General features: G+C 60.0%; 22 protein-coding genes and 1 riboswitch. Of the genes, 11 read left to right on the top strand and 11 right to left on the bottom strand.

What is annotated here, in order from left to right; genetic code table 11:
* Positions 1-109: 109 nt before the first annotated feature.
* The 4 genes from FBY04_RS16265 to ahcY all read right to left on the bottom strand — a co-directional run bounded on the left by FBY04_RS16265 (position 110) and on the right by ahcY (position 5,648).
* Positions 110-1,984 carry a DEAD/DEAH box helicase gene (locus FBY04_RS16265; protein ID WP_084318535.1) on the bottom strand — a complete coding sequence of 625 codons (1,875 nt, stop codon included), beginning with the start codon at positions 1,982-1,984 and terminating at the stop codon, positions 110-112.
* 223 nt (positions 1,985-2,207) lie between these two features.
* A complete protein-coding gene (locus FBY04_RS16260; protein WP_084318532.1) occupies positions 2,208-3,023 on the bottom strand; it encodes an ABC transporter substrate-binding protein in 816 nt (271 codons plus the stop codon).
* A 194-nt stretch (positions 3,024-3,217) separates the two neighbouring features.
* Complete coding sequence (metF, locus tag FBY04_RS16255; RefSeq protein WP_084318530.1) at positions 3,218-4,063, bottom strand: methylenetetrahydrofolate reductase [NAD(P)H]; 846 nt, start codon at positions 4,061-4,063, stop codon at positions 3,218-3,220.
* 175 nt (positions 4,064-4,238) lie between these two features.
* Complete coding sequence (gene ahcY, locus FBY04_RS16250) at positions 4,239-5,648, bottom strand: adenosylhomocysteinase (protein WP_017341239.1); 1,410 nt, start codon at positions 5,646-5,648, stop codon at positions 4,239-4,241.
* Positions 5,649-5,671: 23 nt separating this feature from the next.
* A riboswitch (S-adenosyl-L-homocysteine riboswitch) is annotated at positions 5,672-5,770 on the bottom strand.
* A gap of 198 nt (positions 5,771-5,968) precedes the next feature.
* Between ahcY and FBY04_RS16245 the strand changes: the two genes are divergently transcribed.
* Complete coding sequence (locus tag FBY04_RS16245) at positions 5,969-6,373, top strand: acyl-CoA thioesterase (protein WP_065938148.1); 405 nt, start codon at positions 5,969-5,971, stop codon at positions 6,371-6,373.
* 232 nt (positions 6,374-6,605) lie between these two features.
* Positions 6,606-7,490 (top strand): formate/nitrite transporter family protein, encoded by an 885-nt coding sequence (locus tag FBY04_RS16240; protein WP_084318527.1) that lies wholly within the window; start codon positions 6,606-6,608, stop codon positions 7,488-7,490.
* Positions 7,491-7,526: 36 nt separating this feature from the next.
* Here FBY04_RS16240 and FBY04_RS16235 read toward each other — a convergent pair whose 3' ends face one another.
* Positions 7,527-8,696, bottom strand: a complete 1,170-nt coding sequence (locus tag FBY04_RS16235) for an MFS transporter (protein WP_145315799.1) — start codon at positions 8,694-8,696, stop codon at positions 7,527-7,529.
* A gap of 315 nt (positions 8,697-9,011) precedes the next feature.
* Here FBY04_RS16235 and FBY04_RS16225 point away from each other — a divergent pair, with 315 nt between their 5' ends.
* Both FBY04_RS16225 and FBY04_RS16220 read left to right on the top strand, forming a co-directional pair.
* Complete coding sequence (locus FBY04_RS16225) at positions 9,012-9,845, top strand: EamA family transporter (protein WP_084318522.1); 834 nt, start codon at positions 9,012-9,014, stop codon at positions 9,843-9,845.
* Between the two features lie 55 nt (positions 9,846-9,900).
* The gene (locus tag FBY04_RS16220) at positions 9,901-10,284 is read left to right on the top strand and encodes an MAPEG family protein (protein WP_145315797.1); all 384 of its coding nucleotides are present in this window, start codon (positions 9,901-9,903) and stop codon (positions 10,282-10,284) included.
* 106 nt (positions 10,285-10,390) lie between these two features.
* Here the strand turns inward: FBY04_RS16220 and FBY04_RS16215 are convergent, their stop codons facing one another.
* A complete protein-coding gene (locus FBY04_RS16215; protein WP_145315796.1) occupies positions 10,391-11,563 on the bottom strand; it encodes a murein transglycosylase A in 1,173 nt (390 codons plus the stop codon).
* Positions 11,564-11,691: 128 nt separating this feature from the next.
* Here FBY04_RS16215 and FBY04_RS16210 point away from each other — a divergent pair, with 128 nt between their 5' ends.
* Positions 11,692-12,141, top strand: a complete 450-nt coding sequence (locus tag FBY04_RS16210) for a cytochrome c (RefSeq protein WP_084318514.1) — start codon at positions 11,692-11,694, stop codon at positions 12,139-12,141.
* Positions 12,142-12,271: 130 nt separating this feature from the next.
* Here the strand turns inward: FBY04_RS16210 and FBY04_RS16205 are convergent, their stop codons facing one another.
* The 4 genes from FBY04_RS16205 to FBY04_RS16190 all read right to left on the bottom strand — a co-directional run bounded on the left by FBY04_RS16205 (position 12,272) and on the right by FBY04_RS16190 (position 16,815).
* A complete protein-coding gene (locus tag FBY04_RS16205) occupies positions 12,272-12,667 on the bottom strand; it encodes a DUF1090 domain-containing protein (RefSeq protein WP_145315795.1) in 396 nt (131 codons plus the stop codon).
* A gap of 100 nt (positions 12,668-12,767) precedes the next feature.
* A complete protein-coding gene (ligB, locus tag FBY04_RS16200; RefSeq protein ID WP_145315794.1) occupies positions 12,768-14,441 on the bottom strand; it encodes an NAD-dependent DNA ligase LigB in 1,674 nt (557 codons plus the stop codon).
* Positions 14,442-14,610: 169 nt separating this feature from the next.
* A complete protein-coding gene (metK, locus tag FBY04_RS16195; RefSeq protein WP_145315793.1) occupies positions 14,611-15,801 on the bottom strand; it encodes a methionine adenosyltransferase in 1,191 nt (396 codons plus the stop codon).
* Positions 15,802-15,819: 18 nt separating this feature from the next.
* Positions 15,820-16,815 (bottom strand): metalloregulator ArsR/SmtB family transcription factor, encoded by a 996-nt coding sequence (locus tag FBY04_RS16190; RefSeq protein ID WP_084318507.1) that lies wholly within the window; start codon positions 16,813-16,815, stop codon positions 15,820-15,822.
* A 273-nt stretch (positions 16,816-17,088) separates the two neighbouring features.
* On the opposite strand from FBY04_RS16190, the gene tkt reads away from it, so the two are divergent.
* The 6 genes from tkt (at position 17,089) to fba (ending at position 23,454) form a co-directional block, all read left to right on the top strand.
* A complete protein-coding gene (gene tkt, locus FBY04_RS16185) occupies positions 17,089-19,086 on the top strand; it encodes a transketolase (protein WP_084318505.1) in 1,998 nt (665 codons plus the stop codon).
* Between the two features lie 150 nt (positions 19,087-19,236).
* Entirely contained in the window at positions 19,237-20,289 is a 1,053-nt protein-coding gene (epd, locus tag FBY04_RS16180) for an erythrose-4-phosphate dehydrogenase (protein WP_084318503.1), read from the top strand.
* Between the two features lie 12 nt (positions 20,290-20,301).
* Positions 20,302-21,465, top strand: coding sequence for a phosphoglycerate kinase (locus tag FBY04_RS16175; protein ID WP_084318501.1), 1,164 nt, complete (start codon positions 20,302-20,304; stop codon positions 21,463-21,465).
* 34 nt (positions 21,466-21,499) lie between these two features.
* Entirely contained in the window at positions 21,500-21,721 is a 222-nt protein-coding gene (locus FBY04_RS16170; RefSeq protein WP_084318499.1) for a hypothetical protein, read from the top strand.
* A gap of 56 nt (positions 21,722-21,777) precedes the next feature.
* A complete protein-coding gene (locus FBY04_RS16165; RefSeq protein WP_145315792.1) occupies positions 21,778-22,110 on the top strand; it encodes an MliC family protein in 333 nt (110 codons plus the stop codon).
* 279 nt (positions 22,111-22,389) lie between these two features.
* The gene (fba, locus tag FBY04_RS16160) at positions 22,390-23,454 is read left to right on the top strand and encodes a class II fructose-bisphosphate aldolase (protein WP_008081027.1); all 1,065 of its coding nucleotides are present in this window, start codon (positions 22,390-22,392) and stop codon (positions 23,452-23,454) included.
* 190 nt (positions 23,455-23,644) lie between these two features.
* On the opposite strand, the gene FBY04_RS16155 is transcribed toward fba, so the two are convergent.
* A complete protein-coding gene (locus FBY04_RS16155; protein WP_084318495.1) occupies positions 23,645-24,313 on the bottom strand; it encodes a polysaccharide lyase family 7 protein in 669 nt (222 codons plus the stop codon).
* Between the last annotated feature and the right edge of the window lie 104 nt (positions 24,314-24,417).

Genomic DNA, 24,417 nt, shown 5'->3' with positions numbered 1-24,417 from the left:
CAAGCCGGCTCCTACAGGGGAAATTGTCCGGCGCAGAATGTTTTTTGTCTGGCATAAAAAAATGCCCCGGATCGCGAGAGCCGGGGCATTTTTTTATTGTGGCGTTAAATCAGCGGTTGCGAGTCAGCAACGCCGGTTTTTCACCACGCGGACGGCCTGGCAGTTGATCAAGTTGCTCGGGAGTCGGGAAACGATCGGTTTTCGACTCCTTGTGAATGATCTTCGGTGCCGGACCGCGCGGGTTTTGCACGGCGGGTTCCGAGCGCGGCTGATCGTCACGCGCCGGGCGACGGTTGCGGCCTTCTTCGCGACGGGCCTGACCGTCACGTGGAGCGCCGTTGCGTGGACCGCTGCGCTTGGCCGGCGGCGTGCCGGTGGTGGCGCCGTCGCTGCTGCGCGGACCGCTTTGGCGACCCTGAGGCTTGCCGCCGGTGCGCGGAGCACCAGCGCCAGCGGCCGAACCTTGTGCCGGAGCACCTGGACGGCGGCCACGGCCCTGAGCCGGTTTGGCTTGAGGCACGTAGTCGACGCGGTTACCGAAGTTGTCGATATCGTCGTCCAGGAACTCGTCCGGAGCGCGATCAGCGGCAGCGCGTGGCGCCGGACGCTGTTGCTCTCGAGCCGGGGTGCCTTCGCGTGGTTTCTGCTCACGTGCCGGGCGTTCGCCACGGCCGCTGGCCGCCGGTTTTTCCTTGCCGCCCTTGTCCTTGCCTTTGTCTTTACGACCGCCGCCACCGCCGCTGCCGTTCGGACCGTCGCCGCGCGGGCCACGTGGGTTGCGCGGGTTACGCACATCCGGACGCTCGCGGACTTCCGGTTTTTCGGCTTCTACGGCGCTGGAATCGAAGCCCATCAGGTCGCCATCGGCGATTTTCTGCTTGGTCATGCGTTCGATGCTTTTCAGCAGCTTTTCTTCGTCCGGAGCCACCAGCGAGATCGCCTCGCCCGAACGACCGGCACGGCCGGTACGGCCGATGCGGTGTACGTAATCTTCGTCGACGTTCGGCAGTTCGAAGTTGACCACGTGTGGCAACTGATCGATGTCGAGGCCGCGTGCGGCGATGTCGGTGGCAACCAGGATGCGCACTTCGCCAGCCTTGAAGTCGGCCAGGGCTTTGGTGCGCGCGTTCTGGCTCTTGTTACCGTGGATCGCGACGGCGGTGAGGCCGTGTTTGTCCAGGTACTCGGCCAGGCGGTTGGCGCCGTGCTTGGTGCGGGTGAACACCAGAACCTGTTCCCAGGCGCCCGCGGTGATCAAGTGCGCCAGCAGCGAACGCTTGTGGTTGGCCGGCAGACGGAACACGCGTTGTTCGATGCGCTCGACCGTAGTGTTCGGCGGCGTGACTTCAATGCGTTCCGGGTTGTGCAGCAGCTTGCCGGCGAGGTCGGTGATGTCCTTGGAGAACGTCGCCGAGAACAGCAGGTTCTGGCGTTTGCTCGGCAGACGAGCCAGGACCTTCTTCACGTCATGGACAAAGCCCATGTCGAGCATGCGGTCGGCTTCGTCCAGCACGAGGATTTCCACGTGGGACAGATCGACGCTGCCTTGGCCGGCGAGGTCGAGCAGGCGGCCAGGGCAGGCCACCAGCACGTCAACACCACGGGACATGGCTTGAACCTGCGGGTTCATGCCGACGCCGCCGAAGATGCAGGCGCTGACGAACTTCAGGTCACGGGCATAGACCTTGAAGCTCTCGTGGACTTGAGCCGCGAGTTCGCGGGTTGGGGTCAGTACCAGCACGCGTGGTTGGCGCGGGCCGTGACGCTGGGATTTGTCCGGGTGACCGTTGGGGAACAACCGCTCCAGAATCGGAAGGGCGAAGCCGCCGGTTTTACCAGTACCTGTCTGAGCCGCAACCATCAGGTCGCGACCTTGCAACACGGCGGGAATGGCCCGCTGTTGCACCGGAGTAGGCTCGGTATAGCCCGCTGCCTCGATGGCGCGGACTAAAGCCTCGGAGAGACCGAGGGAAGCAAAGGACATGAGTAATCCTGTTTTAGTTAGGGCTTGGCCCAATGGGAGTCTTGCCTGGCGCGAATGGCGTTTAAGAAGAACGCAATCCCGTCCGGTCCTGCTGGGGCTTGAAAGCTCGTCTGAAGCGCTCGCGCGGGCTGAAAAGCTGCGCTGTAGCGGGGTCGAGATGCCTTGAACAAGTCCGAGCGTCCGGGCGTGAGCCTGGCGGGAAGGCCGGAGTATAACAGAGCAATCACTGCGCGCCGCTTTCCTGCTGCTCAACGGTTTTTCCGCGGGCAGCGGTGGCACCCGCGGCTGTCGTGCTGGCCGTCGGGTCGGCGCCATAACGGGCACTCAGTTCAGCGTAGGCGGGCTCGCGCTTGAACCGCTTGAGTTCGGCGCCGAAGCGTTGCACCAGCAAGTCCATGCCCGCATTGCGGCGCACCGCCAGGAACTGGCTCTGTTGGCTGATGACGATCGGGTTTTCGCTGATCTGGTCGCGGATGTTCAACTCGTCGAGTAAATGCTGGCCGACCCGGCGATCGGTGATCAGCAGGTCGATTCGCCCGCGCACCAGTTTGCCGAAGTTGGCTTCATGGGTGGGCGCCGGTTCGCGAGTGAACAGGGTCGATTCGCGAAAGTCCGGGCTGTACAGATAACCCGGAGACGTGCCGATTGTCAGGCCTTTCAGGTCCTCGAGGGTGCGAAACGGATGAGGTCGCTCGTTGGCGTAAAACATCACGAACTGAACTTCCGAGAGCGGTTCGCTGGGGTAGAGCAGGGTGGCTTCACGCTCTTCGCTATGAAAAATATCCAGCGCGCCATCGGCCTGGCCGGTTTCGAGCATCGACAGACAGCGCTTCCATGGCAGGAACTGCCACTCGACTTCAATCCCCAGGCGCTTGAAGACAATGGCTGTGGTTTCGTAGTCCAGGCCCAGCGATTTGCCGTTTTCCTCGTAGACGTAAGGCGCCCACGGTTCGGTGACAATGCGCAATTTCTCGCCCCGAGCGGCGAAGCTCAGGCAAGTGAAAACCAGCACGGCGATTAACTGCGGGATCAATGGCATGGGCTTGAGATTACGACGAGAAGCGGGAAAGAGCCAGAAACCGCCTGCAGATGCTCTATCTCCGTGTGTTGCATCACAATAAAAGTGCGTTGAATGCAAAATATCGCAGCCTGCGGCAGCTCCTACAGAGATTAAACATCCCCCTGTAGGAGCTGGCGCAGGCTGCGATATTTTGATCTTGCCTGTAACGATATTTAGCGCGGCAGCTTCAGGTTGTTCCACACCGCCAGACTCGCTTCAGCCTGGTTCAGTGTGTAGAAGTGCAGCCCCGGAGCGCCACCTTGCAGCAGGCGTTCGCACATCTCGGTGATGACTTGTTCACCAAAGCCTTGAATGCTCTGGGTGTCGTCGCCGTAGGCTTCCAGTTGTTTGCGGATCCAGCGCGGAATTTCCGCACCGCAGGCATCGGAGAAGCGCGCGAGCTTGCTGTAGTTGGTGATCGGCATGATCCCCGGAACGATCGGGATGTTCACGCCTTTCGCCCGTACACGCTCGACGAAGTAGAAGTAGCTGTCGGCGTTGAAGAAGTACTGGGTGATCGCACTGTCGGCGCCGGCGTTGGCCTTGCGCACGAAGTTGTTCAGATCGTCCTCGAAATTGCGCGCTTGCGGATGCATTTCCGGGTAAGCGGCGACTTCGATGTGGAAATGATCGCCGGTCTCTTCACGAATGAATTCAACCAGGTCATTGGCGTGGCGCATTTCACCGCTGGCCATGCCCATGCCTGAAGGCAGGTCACCGCGCAGGGCAACAATGCGTTTGATGCCGGCTGCCTTGTATTGCGCCAGCAGGCCGCGCAAGTCGTCCTTGCTGTCGCCCACGCAAGACAGATGCGGTGCGGCAGGGACTTTGACTTCGCTTTCGAGCTGCAACACGGTGTTGAGGGTTCGATCACGGGTCGAACCGCCGGCGCCGTAGGTGCAGGAGAAGAAATCGGGATTGTACGTAGCCAGCTGACGAGCAGTGGCGAGCAGCTTTTCATGCCCAGCGTCGGTCTTCGTAGGGAAGAATTCGAAACTGTAGCGACGGTCTTGGGACATGGTCATATCCTTGGAAACGCGTAAGCCTGTGGGGCTGGTTTGTCCGCGATCGCCAGCAAGCCGGCTCCTGCAGGGTTTGTATCGTACTCACGTACGACCGCTCCCCTGTAGGAGCCGGCTTGCTGGCGATGCAGGCGACGCGGTGCATCAGAACACCGCGCAGCCGGCCAGCGAATCAGTAGCGGTAAGCGTGCGGCTTGAACGGACCTTCGACAGTCACGCCGATGTAGTCGGCCTGGGTCTTGGTCAGTTGAGTCACGACGCCGCCGAAACCGCGGACCATTTCCAGGGCCACTTCTTCGTCGAGTTTCTTCGGCAGTACTTCAACGGTCAGGCGCTCGGCTTTCTGGGCTGGCGACAGGTCGGCGTACTTCTGGCCGAACAGGAAGATCTGGGCCAGAACCTGGTTGGCGAACGAGCCGTCCATGATGCGGCTTGGGTGACCGGTTGCGTTACCCAGGTTAACCAGACGGCCTTCGGCCAGCAGGATCAGGTAGTCGTCGTTCTGGGCATCGAATGCGCCAGGACCGGTACGGTGGATCTTGTGAACCTGTGGCTTCACTTCTTCCCATGCCCAGTTCTTGCGCATGAAAGCGGTGTCGATTTCGTTGTCGAAGTGACCGATGTTGCAGACGACAGCGCGTTTCTTCAGGGCTTTGAGCATGTTCGCGTCGCAAACGTTGACGTTGCCGGTGGTGGTCACGATCAGGTCGATCTTGCCCAGCAGTGCCTTGTCGATGCTTGCTTCAGTACCGTTGTTGATGCCGTCGATGAACGGCGAAACCAGTTCGTAACCGTCCATGCAGGCTTGCATGGCGCAGATCGGGTCGACTTCGGAAACCTTAACGATCATGCCTTCCTGACGCAGGGACTGAGCGGAGCCCTTGCCCACGTCACCGTAACCGATGACCAGCGCTTGCTTGCCGGACAGCAGGTGGTCGGTACCGCGCTTGATGGCGTCGTTCAGGCTGTGACGGCAGCCGTACTTGTTGTCGTTCTTGCTCTTGGTCACCGAGTCGTTGACGTTGATGGCCGGGATTTTCAGCTCGCCCTTGGCCAGCATGTCCAGCAGGCGGTGAACGCCGGTGGTGGTTTCTTCGGTCACGCCGTGGACGCGGTCCAGGATCGCCGGGTATTTCTTGTGCAGCAGCTCGGTCAGGTCGCCGCCGTCGTCGAGGATCATGTTGGCATCCCAAGGCGCGCCATCCTTCAGGATGGTTTGCTCCAGGCACCACTCGTACTCTTCTTCAGTTTCGCCTTTCCAGGCGAAAACCGGGATACCGGCAGCAGCGATGGCGGCAGCGGCCTGGTCCTGAGTCGAGAAAATGTTGCAGGACGACCAACGCACTTCGGCACCCAGGGCAACCAGGGTTTCGATCAGCACGGCAGTCTGAATGGTCATGTGGATGCAACCGAGGATTTTCGCGCCTTTGAGCGGTTGCTCGGCGGAGTACTTGCGGCGCAGACCCATCAGGGCTGGCATTTCGGATTCGGCGATGATGGTTTCGCGACGGCCCCAGGCAGCCAGGGACATGTCGGCGACTTTGTAATCGTTAAAATCTGCAGGCGTGATAACAGCGCTCATGATGAGCCTCCATTCGTAATGTATGCGAATGGGCGCCGTTGTGCGTTTAGTGTCTGGCCGTGGCCAGGCAACGCCCCATCCGAGCCTGACAGGTCGAACCTGCTGCAGCGCCCCTCGGACAGGTGGCGGGAAAACGGTATCAATGGAACGTTACCGTTTTGAAACGGGGGCGATTATAGCGGGCTATGCTGATCTTCCAAAGCCTTTCTGCAGGTCAATGTCCGAACGGTAATCGAGACCATAGTCGATGGTTAATAGAGCTCTAGTCCGGGCTCTGCCATGATGGCCGGCATCAATCGGCAAGACGGTCAGGAGTGAATATGAATTTCCACACCCGCAAATGGGTAAAACCCGAAGACCTCAACCCCAACGGCACGCTGTTCGGCGGCAGCCTGTTGCGCTGGATCGACGAAGAAGCGGCGATCTACGCCATCGTCCAGCTGGGCAATCAGCGCGTGGTCACCAAGTACATTTCCGAAATCAACTTCGTCAGCGCGTCGCGCCAGGGCGACATCATCGAACTGGGCATCACCGCCACCGAGTTCGGCCGTACGTCGATCACCCTGACCTGCGAAGTGCGCAACAAGATCACCCGCAAAAGCATCCTGACGGTGGAGAAGATGGTCTTCGTCAACCTCGGTGAAGACGGCTTGCCCGCACCGCATGGCCGAACCGAGATCAAGTACGTCAAGGATCAGTTTCAGGATGATGGTATCCGCGAGTAATGCGAGCCCTGTAGGAGCCGGCTTGCTGGCGATGGCGTCATCAGCGACACCGCTTAAACCGAGCCGGCCCCCAGCAGGCGAAGGCGCCATCAGCATCACCAAAGAAAACCGAGTCGCAGCGATCGCCAGCAAGCCGGCTCCTACAGGAGACTGTTTCGTTTGGGTGTGCAGTGAACAGCGACGAACCCCACGTGTCGTACCTACATGACACGCCACAGGTTCAGGAGCTTCAATGGACACGCAAAAAGACGGCAAGACCCCGGACCTCTCGGCGAAAGAGCAGCATGAGGTCGACAAGAGCCAGCCTCCGCGCGCGGCGGTGCTGCACGAAATCATCCGGACACAGGGCGATCAGGAACTTGAACGCAGCATCGCCGCGCTCTGGTGGTCGGCGTTGGCCGCCGGCCTGACCATGGGGCTTTCGCTGATGGCCATGGGGTTGCTCAATTCCCGTCTGCCGGACGCCGAAGGTTTCAAGGTCATCGCCAGTTTCGGCTACTGTGCCGGTTTTCTCGCGGTGATCCTCGCCCGCCAGCAACTGTTCACCGAAAACACCCTGACGGCCGTGCTGCCGATCATGAGCAAGCCGACACTGGGTAACTTCGGCCGGTTACTGCGATTGTGGTCGGTGGTGCTGGTGGGCAACCTCTGCGGCACCTTGCTGGTCGCGTATGTGATGCTGCATCTGCCGATTTTCGACAGCAAGACCGACCTGGCCTTCCTCGACATCGGCCGCAAGGTCATGGAAAACGATGCCGGCCAGATGTTCGCCAAGGGCATCGTTTCGGGCTGGATGATCGCCACCATGGTCTGGATGATCCCGTCCATGGAGAGCGCCAAGATGTGGATCATCATCCTCATCACCTACTTCATGGCGCTGGGGGATTTCACCCACATCGTGGTCGGGTCGGCCGAGGTTTCGTATCTGGTGTTTGCCGGGGAGCTGCCGTGGAAGGATTTCTGGCTGGTGTTCGCCGGTCCGACGCTGGTGGGCAACATCATCGGAGGCAGCTTTATTTTTGCGTTGATCAGCCATGCGCAAATTCGCAGTGAGTCCGGTGCGCCTAAAAAGAAGGGTAGCGAAGCCAGGCTGACCGCTGACGAAGACGCCAGGTAACGAGGGCGGGCGAGGTATCAACGCTCGCCCGGCCAGTCAGTCGGACACATTGACCGCAGCCACACCGTGACGCTGCAGGTAAATGAACAGCAGCGCGGTCAGCATCGTCAGCCCACTGACCAGCGCGCCGGTCCACGGCAAGTCCGCCAGATCGGCACCACTGGCGACCACCAGCCCGCCGATCCAGGCCCCGGCTGCGTTGCCCAGATTGAATGCACTCTGATTCAACGTCGAACCCAGGTTCGGCGCTTCATGAGCCTGATCAATAATCAGCAGTTGCAGGATCGGGCGCAGCGCGAAGGCAAAGATCCCCCACAGCACCAGCGTAATCGCCGCCGGGATCACCGAATGGCTGGTCTGCGTGAACGCTGCCAGCACAAGCACCACCGACAGTGCCATGCCCACCAGCGATGGCAGCAGGCGACTGTCGGCCAATCGACCGCCGAGCATGCTGCCCGCCGTCAGACCCACGCCAAACAACAGCAGCATGATGGTCACGCCATGGGGGCTGACGCCGGTGATGTCCTGCAGGATCGGCGCGATGTAAGTGAACACGCTGAACAGACTGGTCGATGCCAATACGCTCATGCCCAGTGCCAGCAGCACATTGACCTTGCCCAGCACTTTGAACTCGCTGGCCAGGTTGGCCTTGTCCATGGCGATGTTCTTCGGCAGCCAGACCCATTGCGCGATCGCGGCAATCACACCGATCACCGACACCGCCCAGAACGTCGAACGCCAACCGGCGTATTGCCCGAGTGCGGTACCCAACGGCACGCCGAGCACGTTGGCCAGCGTGAGGCCGGTGAACATCATGGCAATCGCCTGGGCCCGTTTGTTCGGTGCCACCAGGCCGGCGGCGACCACCGAACCGATGCCGAAAAATGCGCCATGGCACAGTGCAGTAATCACGCGCGCGGCCATCAGCGTGGCGTAGTTCGGCGCCAGTGCACACAGGATGTTGCCGAAGATAAACATCAGCGTCATGCCCAGCAGCGTGGCTTTGCGCGGCATGTTGGCGGTGCCGACCGCGAGGATCGGCGCGCCGAACACCACGCCCAGGGCGTAACCGGTGATCAGCAGGCCGGCGTCGGGAATGCTCACGGCAAGGTCGCGAGCGACGTCGGGCAGCAGGCCCATGATGACGAATTCAGTGGTGCCGATGCCGAACGCGGCAACAGCGAGGGCAAGCAAAGCGAGTGGCATGCGCAAGGTCTCTGTCGGTAGTCTTGACGCTGTGATCAGGCATACGCATGCCGACGACCGTTCTCGAGGAGAGCGGGCTGAGGCAGAAATTATTGGAATTAGTCTGAGCGCAACTGAGTGCGGCGTGGTCGCTTGCAGTATAAACAGCTGCTGACATATGGCGAATCAATTCTCCCCGATCACTGTAGGAGCGAGCTTGCTCGCGATGGTCGTCAACGATAACGCGTGCTTTCTGTTTAAACGCGGTGTCTCGACGTTCTTCGCGAGTATGCTCGCTCCTACAAGGGATCGCGGCGGTTACAAAAGGAGCGTGCCGTGCTTGCGACGGCTTTGGTGTTGGTGGCGGCGCTGTTGCACGCGGCGTGGAATACGCTGATTAAATTCAGCGCGGAACGGTTGTTGGTCGTGGCCTGCATGGACAGCGTGGCGATGTTGTTTGTCGCCCTGATGCTGCCTTTCGTGGCGTTGCCGCCGATTGAAATCTGGCCGTGGATCCTGGCGTCGGCGGCGTTCGAGTTGCTCTATCGCTATTTGCTGATTCAGGCCTATCGGGTCGGCGATCTGGGGCTGGTCTATCCATTGATGCGTGGGCTGTCGCCGCTGGTGGTGCTGGCGCTGACGCTGATCTTTGCCGGAGAAGTGCTGACCCCTCAGCAGATCTTCGGAATCCTGCTGATTCCGTTCGGCATGCTGTGCTTGCTGTGGCAGGGCGGTGGCGGCACACGTCTGCCGTGGTCGATGCTGCCGGTGGTCGCACTGATCGGTCTGTGCATCGGCTGCTACACCTTTATCGACGGTCAGGCGTTGCGGCGCTGGGCGCATCCGCTGGATTACCTGGTCTGGGTGACCTTACTCAGCGCCTGGCCGTTTCCGTTGCTGGCACTGGTGCGCAAACGCCCGGCGTTCATACTGTTCTGGCGTGAACAGTGGCGACTGGGGTTGGCGGTCGGGTTTTGCGTGTTGTTCAGCTACGCTCTGGTGCTGTGGGCGATGCTGCTGGGTTCGATTGCCGAGGCCGCGGCCTTGCGCGAAATCAGCGTGATTCTGGTGGTGCTGTTTGGCATGCGCTACCTGAAAGAACCTTTCGGCCGCCCTCGGCTCCTGGCCTGTGGGCTGGTGTTGATCGGTATGTTGGTGATGAAGTTTTGACTGGCTCACTGTCGACGAACGCTCGACACATGAAACTTGAAGAAGGGATGACTTTATGACGGTTGCTTTGTGGTGCATTTTGATCGCGATTTTCCTGCCTTTCCTGTGCACGGGCGTGGCCAAGATCAGTGGCGGTTACCGGTTGAGAGACAACCATGACCCCCGGGATTTTCTTGATTCGCTGGAAGGTTTGGGCAGGCGCGCGAATGCGGCGCAACTGAACAGTTTTGAAATCTTCCCGGCGTTCGCTGCGGCGGTGATCGTGGCGCATCTGGCGGGCAATGCCGAGCTGGTGACCATTAATGTGTTGTCGGTTTTGTTTATCACCAGCCGGTTGCTGTACATCATTTGCTACCTGGCGGACTGGCATATTTTGCGGACGTTGGTGTGGTTTGTGGGGCTGGGGCTGATTGTCAGTCTCTTTGTGGTTTCTGCTTAAGAGCCACATCAAAAGATCGCAGGCTTCGCCAGCGCCTACAACGATCGATGCGTCTGCGGCGAACCCGATCAATGTAGGCGCTGGCGAAGCCTGCGATCTTTTGACTTTAGAGCTTGTCGGCCACCTGCGGCACTTGCGGCAATGCTGCACCTTTGGGCCACAGCATCCAGATCTGCCCCTGCTGTTTCATGTCGCCAGCCAATTGCCCGGCCGCTTCCCCGGTGCCCCAGAACAGATCCGCCCGAACTTCACCGGCAATCGCACCGCCGGTGTCCTGGGCCGCCACTGGACGAACCAGCGCCGTGCCGTCCGGCCGCGTTGTGGATAACCACATCAGACTGCCCAGTGGAATCACTTTGCGGTCGACTGCGGCGCTATAACCTGCGGTCAACGGAACATTCAGCGAGCCGCGAGGGCCTTCGTTGCTGTCCGGGTTGCGAGTGAAGAACACATAGCTGGGGTTGCTGCCGAGCAGTTCCGGAATGCGCGTCGGGTTGGCCTTGGCCCAGTTGCTGATCGCACCCATGGTCACGTCTTCTTTTTTCAGTTCGCCTTGTTCCACCAGCCAGCGGCCGATCGGTCGATAGGGATGGCCATTCTGGTCGGCGTACGCGATGCGCAACTGGCGGCCGTCATTGAGCTGGATGCGACCCGAGCCCTGGATTTGCAGGAATTGCAGGTTCATCGGATCGGTCAGCCACGCCACCACCGGCGCCTTGACCCCTTTGGTTTCGATCGTTGCCGCATCGTCGTAAGGCTTGAGCACGCGGCCTTCGAGCCGTCCGCGCAGGCGTTTGCCTTTAAGCTCCGGGTAAATGCTGTCCAGGGAGACAATGATCATGTCTTCGGGCACGCCATATACCGGGATATTCGCCACAGCGGTCTGGGTCAGGCTGCCGGGGTAGACCGGTTCGTAGTAACCGGTGATCAACCCGTTGGGGTTGTCGTTGGCGGCACGCAGGCCGTAGACGTCGAGGTTCTGTTTGAGGAAGCCGCGAATATCGGTGGCGGTTTGCGGCACATTGGCGGCAGCGGCGCAGGTCGGGCCCCAGACCGGATCGGTCTTGAGTCGGGTGCAGGCGCTACGCCACGAACCGAAACCGGCAACCAGGTCGTTATCGGACACTGCGGGCAGGGCTTCCCAGGTGGCGCTGGAATACGTCGCCAGTGCGTGGGTTTTCGGTTTGTTGTTGTCACCACCGGTGCAGCCTGCAAGCACGGCCACTATCGGGAGGGTCCAGGCGAGGCGAGGGCGCCATGCCTTGAAACGGCTGTTCATGGAGTAATTCCTTTGCCGGTTGCGCGAGTGCTCCCTGCGCTCGAACAACCCGTATTGATAATAGGGCTATTGGTGTTTGTCGGTGACGCGAGGATACTGGCCGCCGTTTCCCGTGACCTGAAGCCACCATGACATTTAAAAGACTTTCCGTTGTATTGCTGGCCTGCCTGACGTTGTCTGCGTGTGGCGGTGTCGACCCGAACTCGCCACTGGGCCAGCGCAAGGCGATCTTCAAGCAAATGCTCAAGACCGGCGAAGACCTGGGCGGCATGTTGCGCGGCCGCATTCCATTCGACGGTCCGAAGTTCGCTGACGGCGCGGTGAAGCTCGATGCGCTGTCCCATGAGCCGTGGAAGCATTTTCCGCAGGTGCGCGAAGATGATCACACCAGTGCCAAAAGCGATGTCTGGCAGAAACAGGCACGCTTTCAGGAAATGGCCCGCACCCTTGAAGCCAGCACCGGTGAATTGGTGATTGCCAGCAAGGTCCAGCCTTACAAGGCCAGTAACCTCGGGCCGGCGGTGCAGAAAGTCGAAGATGCCTGCAGTGCCTGTCATAAAGAGTTTCGGGATCATTGATTTGCAGCGCTTTGTCTGACGCTTTCGCGAGCAAGCCCGCTCCCACATTTGAAATGCATGCCCTGTGGGAGCGGGCTTGCTCGCGAAGGCATCAGCCAGAGCACTAAAGATCCGGGAAAGGTCGCTGCTTTTATTTATCCAGCTCATCCAGCGCATCCTGCAATTCCTTGCGGGATTCGGCGAGTTTGTCTTTACGCTTGTTGATCTTCTCGGGATCACCTTTCTTCATGGCTTTGTCCAGGTCTGCCTGACGTTGGCTGACTTCATGTTTGGCGTCGAGAACCTTGTTCTCCCGTTCCTTTTTCAGCGAGGCGTCAGTGCAATGAGTGGTGACTTCGCTCAAAGCGGTTTCCAGGCCCGCCTGCTGATCGGCGTTGCCGTGGGATTTGGCCAGTTCGATCTGATTGATGATGCCCTGTTTCTTGGCGGCGCAACCGGTCAGGCCCGGGGCCTCTTCGGCGGCCATCAGCGGAGCGGCCATCACACCGCAAAGAGTCAGCAGGGCGAGCGGTGAAAGAAATCTCATAAAAGCTCCATGTACAAAGTGCAAATCGGATCGGTATGGCGGTGGGCGTTTGAGCCCATCGGCACCTTTGGGTTCCCGGGTGGGCGAGCACCTGCGGTCGCTAAAACCCGTCGATTCCCGCCGCACGTAATGTGTCACTCAAGGCCAGGACCTGCGGGTCGCGGAAAAATGCGCTCAATTGCGCTGCGCGTCCCGGGCCGATACCGGCCTCGGCCTGCCATTGTTCGGTGTTTCGTTGTGCCAGTGCCTGCCATGAATCGGCAAGCTGCGCCTGGCCGATCGGCGGTAATCCCAGGGCTTTGAGCCAGCGAGCAAAAGGGCGTTGGCGGGCGCTGGCGAAACTGTTTAAAAGACGAGTCGTGCTGCGCTCGCCGAAACCGTCAATGTTAGCAAGCTCTTGAGCATCGAGGGTCAACCAATCCAGCAGGCCGTTCAAACGGCCTGTTTCGAGAAGTTTCTCCCAGGTGCCGGGACCTACATGAGTCAAGGCCAGCCCTTGCTTGCCACTGAGCCAGGCCAGTCGCGCGAGGAATTGGCTCTCGCAACCGGGCGTCGGCTGCCAGCAGCTCAACGGATGAAAGTCTGCTGCCAACGGTATGTTTAATTCGGCGCGTTCGTCGGCGCGCAGAACCACACCGTCGAGCCTGGGAATGGTCAGCCCCGCCAGGCTGATGGACACCTGATCGCCGGGCCGTATATCCAGTTCCTCCCAGCGTCGCAGGGAGCTGACGCTCACGCGTTTGATCTGCCGGTCATCGAGCGTTACCGGTTTCAGCTCCAGCACCGGTGTGATCCGTCCGGTACGACCGATCTTGAAATCGACTTTTCGCACTTCGGCCAGCGCCTGGGCGAAGGGGTATTTCCAGGCGATGGCCCAGTAAGGTGTTTTTACCTGCCAGCGCTCGGCTGAGGGGCGCCGACTCTGGCGCAGGACGACACCGTCGCTGGCAAAGGGGAGCGGCGAGCGGTACCAGTGATCGCGCCAGCGTTCGGCATCGGCGAATGTCTGGATCGGCTGGCTGTAAGGCACCGTGCCCGGCAGCCCCAGTTCATCCAGTGCCTCGATACGGGCGGGCAGGCTGGCCGGGCCTTGCGGCCAATCCCAGGCAAACAGCCCGATGCCAGCGGCTTGCTCAGGGGCGAGTTCCTTGCGGGCCATCAGGCCGGCTACCGTGGAACGGGCATTGAGGCTGCCGGCCTTGGCTTGTACATGGTCGATCAGGCGCCAGTAGAGTTCGCCTTGCACGAGCAAATCCACGGGTTGCGCCAGTTGTCGGGGAATAGCGGGGATCAGTCGCGCCGAGGCCGTCCAGTCCTGTCCGTGCAGGCCGTCACCGCGACTGATCGCCTGATGCAGCACGCCGTTGCGATAGATCAGCGTCACGGCCACGCCGTCGACCTTGGGTTGTATCCAGATGTCATTGCGATCGCGTAGCCAGGCCTCGACCGCATGAGTATCCCGGAGTTTTTCCAGGCCCGTGTGGGCGATGGGGTGGGGAATCTTGCCGACCGCTGTGCGCAATGGTTCGGGCGCCTGGCCCGCGTTAAAGCACTTACGCCATTCGGTCAGCTGTGCACGAGACTGATCGTAGAGTTCGTCGGCGATCAATGAGCGTCCGTGGCGGTGGTAGCTGTCGTCCCAAAGGTCGATCTGTTTTTGCAGGGCAGTGACTTCGTCCAGAGCCCTGGCGGGTGGCCAGTCGGGGCAATCGGCAGCGTTTGAGATTGAGCAGACCAGGGTCAGGAAGAAAATCGAAAACAGGCGCAGAAGCATGGTGAGCGTCCTTGCTCAGGGGGATGCTTTCAAGGTTAGTCAGCTTTCTGGCTTTGGCAGCGAGGATGTTTTTCGGTGTGTTTCGACACAGGAAGATCTTTTGGATTTCTGGCAATAAAAAGCCCCGCACGGCGAACCGTGCAGGGCTTTTGGTACCGGCGGGGAAGTCTTACAGACCGGCAGCCGAACGGAGGTCGTCGGCGCGGTCGGTTTTTTCCCAAGTGAATGTGGTGAAAGTGTCATCGCCCACAGTCTTGGTAGCCGGAGTGCGACCGAAGTGGCCGTACGCAGCGGTTTCCTGGTACATCGGGTGCAGCAGGTCGAGCATGGTGGTGATTGCGTATGGACGCAGGTCGAACACTTCGCGAACCAGTTTGACGATTTTGTCGTCGCTGATTTTGCCGGTGCCGAAGGTGTTCAACGAGATCGAAGTCGGTTGAGCAACACCGATCGCGTAGGAAACCTGAATCTCGCAACGCTCGGCCAGGCCGGCAGCGACGATGTTCTTGGCTACGTAACGACCGGCATAGGCAGCCGAACGGTCAACCTTCGATGGATCTTTACCGGAGAACGCGCCGCCACCGTGACGGGCCATGCCGCCGTAGCTGTCGACGATGATCTTGCGACCGGTCAGGCCGCAGTCACCTACCGGGCCACCGATGATGAACTGGCCGGTCGGGTTGATGTGGAACTGGGTGTCTTTGGTCAGCAGTTCGGCAGGCAGCACGTGCTTGACGATCAGCTCCATCACGCCTTCGCGCAGGTCTTTGTACGACACTTCAGGGTTGTGCTGGGTCGACAGAACAACGGCGTCGATACCGACAACCTTGCCGGCTTCGTAACGGCAAGTCACTTGCGACTTGGCGTCCGGACGCAGCCAAGGCAGCAGGCCGGATTTACGGGCTTCGGCCTGGCGCTGAACCAGTTGGTGCGAAAAGGTGATCGGCGCTGGCATCAGCACGTCGGTTTCGTTGCTGGCGTAGCCGAACATCAGGCCCTGGTCGCCGGCGCCCTGATCTTCAGGCTTGGCACGGTCGACACCCTGGTTGATGTCAGGGGACTGCTTGCCGATGATGTTCATCACACCGCAAGTGGCGCCGTCGAAGCCGACATCGGAGCTGTTGTAGCCGATGTCGAGAATCACGTTACGCACGATTTCTTCCAGGTCGACCCAGGCCGACGTGGTGACTTCACCTGCGATGATTGCCACGCCGGTTTTCACCAGCGTCTCGCACGCCACGCGGGCGAACTTGTCTTCAGCAATGATGGCGTCCAGCACCGCATCGGAAATCTGGTCGGCGATTTTGTCCGGATGCCCTTCGGACACAGACTCGGAGGTGAAGAGGGAGTATTCGCTCATCTCGATTTTTTCCTGAATTTACCGATGGTGAGTGTCGCCAGTCGGCCGCTGAAAGTGGCGGACCTGAATCTGGAAACCATTACGTAAGCCTACATAGAGGCTTTCCCCGGGAACGAGTCCCGCAGCGGTGGCCCAACGGGCCAGATCGTCCTGTTCAAACCCCAACCAGAGATCACCGCAGGCCTCCCTGGCCCAACTCTGGTTGTGGCTACATAACTCTGTCACGAGCAGGCTACCGCCCGGTTGCAGTAAATTGGCCATGTGCTTGAGCGCATCGGCCGGCGCGGCAAAATGGTGCAGCACCATGTTCAGTACAACGCAATCGGCCTTGAGGCTGACACCATTCAATGCATCGGCCAGTTGCAGGCTGACGTTAGCCAGCGTTTCGCGTTCGCAGACCTGGCGTGCCAGTTCGAGCATCGCCGTGCTGTTGTCCAGCGCCGTGACGTGCGTGAAGCGGCGCGCCAGTTCCGGCAGAAAAGCGCCGTCGCCAGGGCCGACTTCAATGGCCGTGGCCCCTTCACTGAAGCTTAGTTTGTCGAGCAAGGCCACCACGCTTTCGCGGTACTGCGGCAGGCCGGCAATCAAGTCCTGCTGGGCACGAAACTTCTCCGCGACCCGTGAGAAAAAGTCCTGGCTGGCCGCCGCCCGTTGCCCGTGGACCTGACCGATCCGCGACTGCACTTCAGCAGGCAGGGTCAGGTTGTCCACTTCTTCGAGCAGTGCAGCGTGCAACTTGCCGCCCAGCAGATCGGTGTGGGGCAGGGCGCGACGGTAGAAAATCGCATTGCCTTCACGGCGGGTTGCCACCAGGTCGGCCTGGGCCAGCACCTTGAGGTGATGACTCATGCCCGACTGGCCGATGCCGAAGATCTGCGCCAGTTCCAGTACGCCAAACGAATCGTTGGCCAGCGCGCGCAATACATTCAGCCGCAGAGGATCGCCGCCGGCCTTGCACAGGGCCGCCAGCTCATCGCACTCGTCATGTTGAATGGAAGGCACGCGTAAATTCATAGGGCCAGCAGTCTAGTGATGGTCAGAAATCCCTGCAAGAGCAATATCAAAAAGTTTTGATATTGGTCGATAGATGGCACTTCTCGGGGAAACGGTCACTCTACAAATCGTCAGCGGAAAGGTTTCACCAGGCGAATGCGACTTTATCCACCGGAAAAACGCCTTCAGATGAGTATCTGTCATTGCCCCGAGGCGGGTCGGTGAGGGAAAATGCTCGCCTTTTTTCCGTTTCGTTTTATTCACTCTCGATTCAATATCCGCAGGAGAACAGCGATGCCCAGCCGTCGTGAGCGTGCCAACGCCATTCGTGCCCTCAGCATGGATGCCGTGCAAAAAGCCAACAGCGGCCATCCCGGTGCCCCTATGGGTATGGCGGATATCGCCGAAGTACTTTGGCGTGACTACCTGAAGCACAACCCGAGCAATCCATCGTTCGCCGACCGTGACCGCTTCGTGCTGTCCAACGGTCACGGTTCGATGCTGATCTACTCGCTGCTGCACCTGACCGGCTACGACCTGTCGATCGATGACCTGAAAAACTTCCGCCAACTGCACAGCCGCACCCCGGGCCACCCGGAATTCGGCTACACCCCTGGCGTCGAGACCACCACCGGGCCACTGGGCCAGGGTCTGGCCAACGCCGTGGGTTTCGCCCTGGCAGAAAAAGTCCTGGCGGCGCAGTTCAACCGTCCGGGCCACAACGTTGTCGACCACCACACCTACGTGTTCCTGGGTGATGGCTGCATGATGGAAGGCATTTCCCACGAAGTCGGCTCCCTGGCCGGTACGTTGGGACTGGGCAAGCTGATCGCCTTCTACGATGACAACGGTATCTCCATCGACGGCGAAGTCGAAGGCTGGTTCACCGATGACACCCCTAAGCGTTTCGAAGCCTACAACTGGCAGGTGATCCGCAACGTCGACGGTCATGATCCGGAAGAGATCAAGATCGCCATCGACACTGCACGCAAAAGCGCGCAGCCAACCCTGATCTGCTGCAAGACCACCATCGGTTTCGGTTCGCCGAACAAGCAAGGTAAAGAAGACTGCCACGGCGCCCCGTTGGGTGACGCGGAAATTGCTCTGACCCGCACCGCATTGAAGTGGAACCACGGTCCGTTCGAAATCCCGGCCGACATTTATGCCGAGTGGGACGCCAAGGAAGCCGGCCTTGCGGTCGAAGCCGAGTGGGATCAGCGTTTTGCTGCCTATTCCGCGGCTTTTCCTGAGCTGGCCAACGAACTGGTCCGTCGTCTGAGCGGCGAACTGCCGGCTGACTTCGCTGAAAAAGCGTCTGCCTATATTGCTGAAGTCGCGGCCAAGGGCGAAACCATCGCCAGCCGTAAAGCCAGCCAGAACGCCCTGAATGCCTACGGCCCGATGCTGCCGGAATTCCTCGGCGGCTCCGCTGACCTGGCCGGTTCCAACCTGACCCTGTGGAAAGGTTGCAAAGGCGTCACCGCCGAAGACGCCAGCGGCAACTACGTGTACTACGGCGTTCGCGAGTTCGGCATGAGCGCGATCATGAACGGCGTGGCTTTGCACGGCGGTCTGGTGCCTTATGGCGCGACCTTCCTGATGTTCATGGAATACGCCCGCAACGCCGTGCGCATGGCCTCGCTGATGAAGAAGCGCGTGCTGTTCGTCTACACCCACGACTCTATCGGTCTGGGCGAAGACGGCCCGACTCACCAGCCGATCGAGCAACTGACCAGCCTGCGCAGCACACCGAACCTCGACACCTGGCGTCCAGCCGATGCCGTTGAATCGGCAGTGGCCTGGAAGTTTGCCCTGGAGCGTAACGACGGTCCTTCGGCCTTGATCTTCTCGCGTCAGAACCTGCAGCACCAAACCCGCAACGCGATTCAGATCGAAGAGATCTCCCGTGGCGGTTACGTACTGAAGGACTGCGCAGGCGAGCCTGAGCTGATTCTGATCGCCACCGGTTCGGAAGTGGGTCTGGCGGTTCAGGCTTACGACAAGCTGACCGAGCAAGGTCGCAAGGTGCGCGTTGTCTCGATGCCTTGCACCAGCGTGTTCGATGCCCAGGATGCCGGCTACAAGCAATCGGTCCTGCCGTTGCAGGTCAGCGCCCGTATCGCCATCGAAGCCGCTCATGCGGACTACTGGTACAAGTACGTGGGCCTGGAAGGTCGCGTCATCGGCATGACCACCTACGGTGAGTCGGCGCCTGCGCCAGCCTTGTTCGAAGAGTTCGGCTTCACCCTGGAAAACATTCTGGGTCAGGCTGAAGAGCTGCTGGAAGACTGATCCAGAAGTTGCGTCGTCCGGACTGCCGCCTTCGCGAGCAAGCCCGCTCCCACATTGGAATGCATTCCCTTGTGGGAGCGGGCTTGCTCGCGAAGACGGTGGTTCGGTCAACGTTGCAATAACGGATTCACCACGGTAATCGAGAACCCCATGCCTCAACCGCGTCCCTACAAAGTTGCACTCAACGGCTACGGCCGGATTGGTCGTTGCGTCTTGCGTGCGTTGTTCGAGCGAGGCGAGAAGGCCGGGTTTGAGATTGTCGCGATCAACGATCTGGCCGACATGGCCAGCATCGAATACCTGACACGCTTCGACTCCACGCACGGGCGTTTTCCCGGCGAAGTGAAGGTCGACGGCGATTGTCTGCATATTAATGGCGACTGCGTGAAGGTCCTGCGCAGTGCTACCCCCGAAGGCATCGATTGGGCGTCTCTCGACGTCGATCTGGTGCTGGAGTGCTCCGGCGCTTACCACACCCGCGAAGATGGCCAGCGTTTCCTCGAGGCCGGCGCCCCGCGTGTGCTGTTTTCCCAGCCGATGGCCAGCGAGGCGGATGTCGACGCCACCATCGTCTACGGCGTGAACCAGGATTGCCTGACCGGCGACGAGCTGCTGGTGTCCAACGCGTCCTGCACCACCAACTGCGGCGTGCCGCTGTTGCGCCTGCTGGATCAGGCCATTGGTCTGGAATACGTGTCGATCACCACCATCCACTCGGCGATGAACGATCAGCCCGTCATAGACGCCTATCATCACGAAGACCTGCGCCGCACCCGTTCGGCGTTTCAGTCGGTGATTCCGGTGTCCACTGGTCTGGCGCGTGGCATCGAGCGCCTGTTGCCGGAACTTGCCGGGCGAATTCAGGCCAAAGCCGTGCGAGTGCCAACGGTAAACGTGTCTTGCCTCGACATTACGATGCAGACCGTGAGCGACACCGATGCCACTGAGGTCAACCGGATCCTGCGCGAGGCTGCCACCAGCGGCCCGCTCAAAGGCCTGCTGGCCTACACCGAGCTTCCCCATGCAAGCTGTGATTTCAACCATGACCCACATTCGGCCATCGTCGATGCCAGTCAGACTCGAGTTTCCGGCCCACGGCTGGTGAACATCCTGGCCTGGTTCGACAACGAATGGGGTTTTGCCAACCGAATGCTGGACGTTGCAGAACACTATCTGCAAACAGCGACTTCAAAAAAACTGTAGGAAGTGCGACCCATGACCGTGTTGAAGATGTCCGACCTCGATCTGCAAGGTAAGCGCGTATTGATCCGCGAAGACCTCAACGTCCCAGTCAAGGACGGTGTAGTCACCAGCGATGCGCGAATCCTGGCTTCGCTGCCGACCATCAAGCTGGCCCTGGAAAAAGGCGCGGCCGTGATGGTCTGCTCGCACCTTGGCCGTCCGACCGAAGGCGAGTTCTCGGCCGAGAACAGCCTCAAGCCTGTCGCCGACTACCTGAGCAAGGCCCTGGGCCGCGAAGTGCCGCTGGTTGCCGATTACCTGGGCGGCGTTGACGTCAAGGCCGGCGACATCGTGCTGTTCGAAAACGTGCGCTTCAACAAAGGCGAGAAAAAGAACGCTGACGAACTGGCCCGACAATACGCCGCCCTGTGCGACGTGTTCGTGATGGACGCCTTCGGCACCGCTCACCGCGCCGAGGGTTCGACCCATGGCGTGGCCAAGTTCGCCAAAGTCGCTGCCGCTGGCCCGCTGCTGGCCGCTGAGCTCGACGCACTGGGCAAAGCCCTCGGCGCCCCGGCCCAGCCAATGGCGGCCATCGTTGCCGGTTCCAAGGTCTCGACCAAACTCGACGTGCTGAACAGCCTGAGCCAGATCTGCAACCAGTTGATCGTTGGCGGCGGCATTGCCAACACGTTCCTGGCGGCTGCCGGTCATCCGGTCGGCAAATCCCTGTACGAGCCGGACCTGCTGGACACCGCTCGCGAGATCGCCGCGAAAGTCAGCGTGCCGCTGCCGGTAGACGTTGTGGTTGCCAAGGAATTCGCTGAAAGCGCCACCGCAACCGTCAAGCTGATCGCCGACGTAGCGGCAGACGACATGATCCTGGACATCGGCCCGCAGACCGCGGCGAATTTCGCCGAGCTGTTGAAGTCGTCCAAGACCATCCTGTGGAACGGCCCGGTCGGCGTGTTCGAATTCGACCAGTTCGGTAACGGCACCAAAGTGCTGGCTCAGGCCATCGCAGAAAGCTCGGCGTTCTCCATCGCGGGCGGCGGCGACACCCTGGCGGCCATCGACAAATATGGCGTAGCGGATCAGATCTCCTACATTTCTACCGGCGGCGGCGCATTCCTCGAATTCGTCGAAGGCAAAGTGTTGCCAGCCGTAGAAGTCCTGGAAAGTCGGGCCAAGGCCTGAGGTCGCTGATTTGACCAGGAAAGGGAGTGTTCAGATGGTCAAGGCGCTAGCGCTGTTGATCGTTGCAGGTTCGCTGGCGGCTTGCGGGAGTAACCCCAAAGCCAAGCCGGACCCTGCGCCGCAATCGGTTGAAAAAGGCTGCTACCAGGCTGACTGGCAAGCGGAAACCAACCCGGTGATCAACAAGCGTTCCGGTCCTGATGGCCTGGACAAGTACGAAACACAGACACCCGCCAAGGAACATGGTTGCCCTTGACGGGTCTGACTCCTTACTCAGGGCTGGCGGCGTGCGCCGTCAGTCGAGGAACACGGATGAAAGGTTTTATCGCCATTACGGCGCTGGCACTGCTGGCGGGTTGCTCGAATTTCAACCTGTTCAAGCCTGCCGAATCGACGGATAACTGGGCCACCTGGACCTGCGACAGCCAGGCCAAAGTGCTCTGGCGCTACACTGATGACAGCCGCAAGGCTGTCGACGTGCGCCTCGGCGGGGCCGATCAGGTCTATCGCCTGAAGCTTGAACCGGGTGCGGAAGGTTCGCTGTACAGCAACGACATGCTGGCGTTTCACGTAAAAGGTGAGGAAGGCCTGGTGTACTGGGTCGCCACCAACGATTTGATTGGCCGCGGTTGTAAAGCGCAGTAAGACACAAAATTGATACACCACAGATCCAATGTGGAAGCAGATCCAAATGCGGGAGCGGGCTTGCTCGCGAAAGCGGTGGGTCAGTCGACATCAATGTTGAATGTGAAACCGCATTCGCGAGCAAGCCCGCTCCCACGGGGTTCTGTGCAGTACTGAAGATTTTTGTAGTACCGAATTAGCGGACCGGGCCAAACCCTCCGATCTGCAATAACTTGAATAGCCGCCGCCGCTCCGGCAGGCTGGCACGATTAACGACCCAAACCGGGAGAGACACACACAATGGCACTTATCAGCATGCGCCAGATGCTGGACCACGCAGCCGAGTTCGGCTACGGCGTTCCAGCCTTCAACGTCAACAACCTTGAGCAGATGCGCGCCATCATGGAAGCCGCTGACAAGACTGACTCCCCGGTGATCGTCCAGGCTTCGGCCGGTGCTCGCAAATACGCCGGCGCACCGTTCCTGCGTCACCTGATCCTGGCGGCAATCGAAGAATTCCCGCACATCCCGGTGTGCATGCACCAGGACCACGGCACCAGCCCAGACGTCTGCCAGCGCTCCATCCAACTGGGCTTCAGCTCGGTGATGATGGACGGCTCCCTCGGCGAAGACGGCAAGACCCCGACCGACTACGACTACAACGTGCGCGTCACCCAACAAACCGTGGCCATGGCTCACGCCTGCGGCGTTTCGGTAGAAGGCGAGCTGGGCTGCCTGGGTTCGCTGGAAACCGGCATGGCCGGTGAAGAAGACGGCATCGGTGCCGAAGGCGTTCTGGATCACAGCCAGATGCTGACCGACCCGGAAGAAGCCGCTGACTTCGTCAAGCGCACCCAGGTCGACGCCCTGGCCATCGCCATCGGCACCAGCCACGGCGCGTACAAGTTCACCAAGCCGCCTACCGGCGACGTGCTGGCCATCGACCGCATCAAGGAAATCCACAAACGTATCCCCAACACCCACCTGGTGATGCACGGTTCGTCTTCGGTTCCGCAAGAGTGGCTGGCGATCATCAACCAGTACGGCGGCGACATCAAAGAAACCTACGGCGTGCCGGTTGAAGAAATCGTCGAAGGCATCAAGCACGGCGTGCGCAAGGTCAACATCGACACTGACCTGCGCCTGGCGTCCACCGGTGCGATGCGTCGCCTGATGGCCACCAACCCGAGCGAATTCGACCCACGTAAATTCTTCGGCGCGACCGTTACTGCGATGCGTGATGTATGTATCGCTCGCTACGAAGCTTTCGGCACTGCCGGCAACGCTTCGAAGATCAAGCCGATCTCGCTGGAAGCGATGTACCAGCGTTACCTGAAAGGTGAGTTGAACGCCAAGGTCAACTAAGCCTTCTGCGTTTGAACCGCACAAAAAACCCGCCGAGAGGCGGGTTTTTTGTGGGCGATGATTAATGGTCAATGCGATCCCCTGTGGGAGCGAGCTTGCTCGCGAAAGCGGTGTGTCATTCAACATTGATGTCGTCTGACACTACGCTTTCGCGAGCAAGCCCGCTCCCACAGTTCAGCTGTGATTCACATCACTTATCGTGATCAATATCCAGTTTGCTAAATGTCACTTTACCGCCTTCACTGGTGTACCCGGTGTTGTCCTGCACATACACCCCGGCCTTGAAGTACAGCGGTTTAACCCGCCACGTGGCGCTGATGTTGGTGTCCCATTGATAACCTGCGGCACTGACGCCCAGCGCCCCGCCAGGGCTGAGGTGGATCATGTAGGAGAACTCCTGATCCAGCTTCACGCCAGTGGCGATGGTGATTACCCGGCCTTCGCCATCATCAGGGTGCATGCGCACTTTGGCGACGATGTTGCCGGTTTTCGTGGTGGTCTTGTATTGGTACTCGACCTTGACCATGGGCTTTTGGCTTTGATAAGCGTGGATCTGGCCGATGACGATCTTGCCCGAGCTCGGCACCTGGTTCACCGCCAGGGTGGCGCGCAGGGAATTGTCGGCGTCCGGGTAGTACCAGTTTTTCAGGGTGCCGTTGCTGTAGGTTTCCCGCAGTTCGGTGCGCGGATATTTCGCATTTTCCGTTCTCGTGCCAGTCACCGGCGACCAGAAAAACAGGGTGCCGGTGTCGGAGTGGAAGTATTGATCCTTGAAGCCGTTCACCAGTTTGGCTGTTTCAACGGTGTACGGCGGGTTGCCGACGGGAACACTGAGGTTCCAGGATGCGAGATCGATCATAGACAAAGCTTCCACAAATTTTGCAGCACGGACGTACCAGAAGCTCTAGCACGCGCCTTGGAGGGCGTTCTTTATAAGCGTGAAAGTTCAATTTGTTAACGGCT

Source organism: Pseudomonas sp. SJZ080 (assembly GCF_007828295.1).
In the GTDB taxonomy this organism is placed as follows: domain Bacteria; phylum Pseudomonadota; class Gammaproteobacteria; order Pseudomonadales; family Pseudomonadaceae; genus Aquipseudomonas; species Aquipseudomonas migulae_A.
Note: the sequence above shows the minus strand (reverse complement) of the source record. Positions and strands in the feature narration are given on the sequence as shown.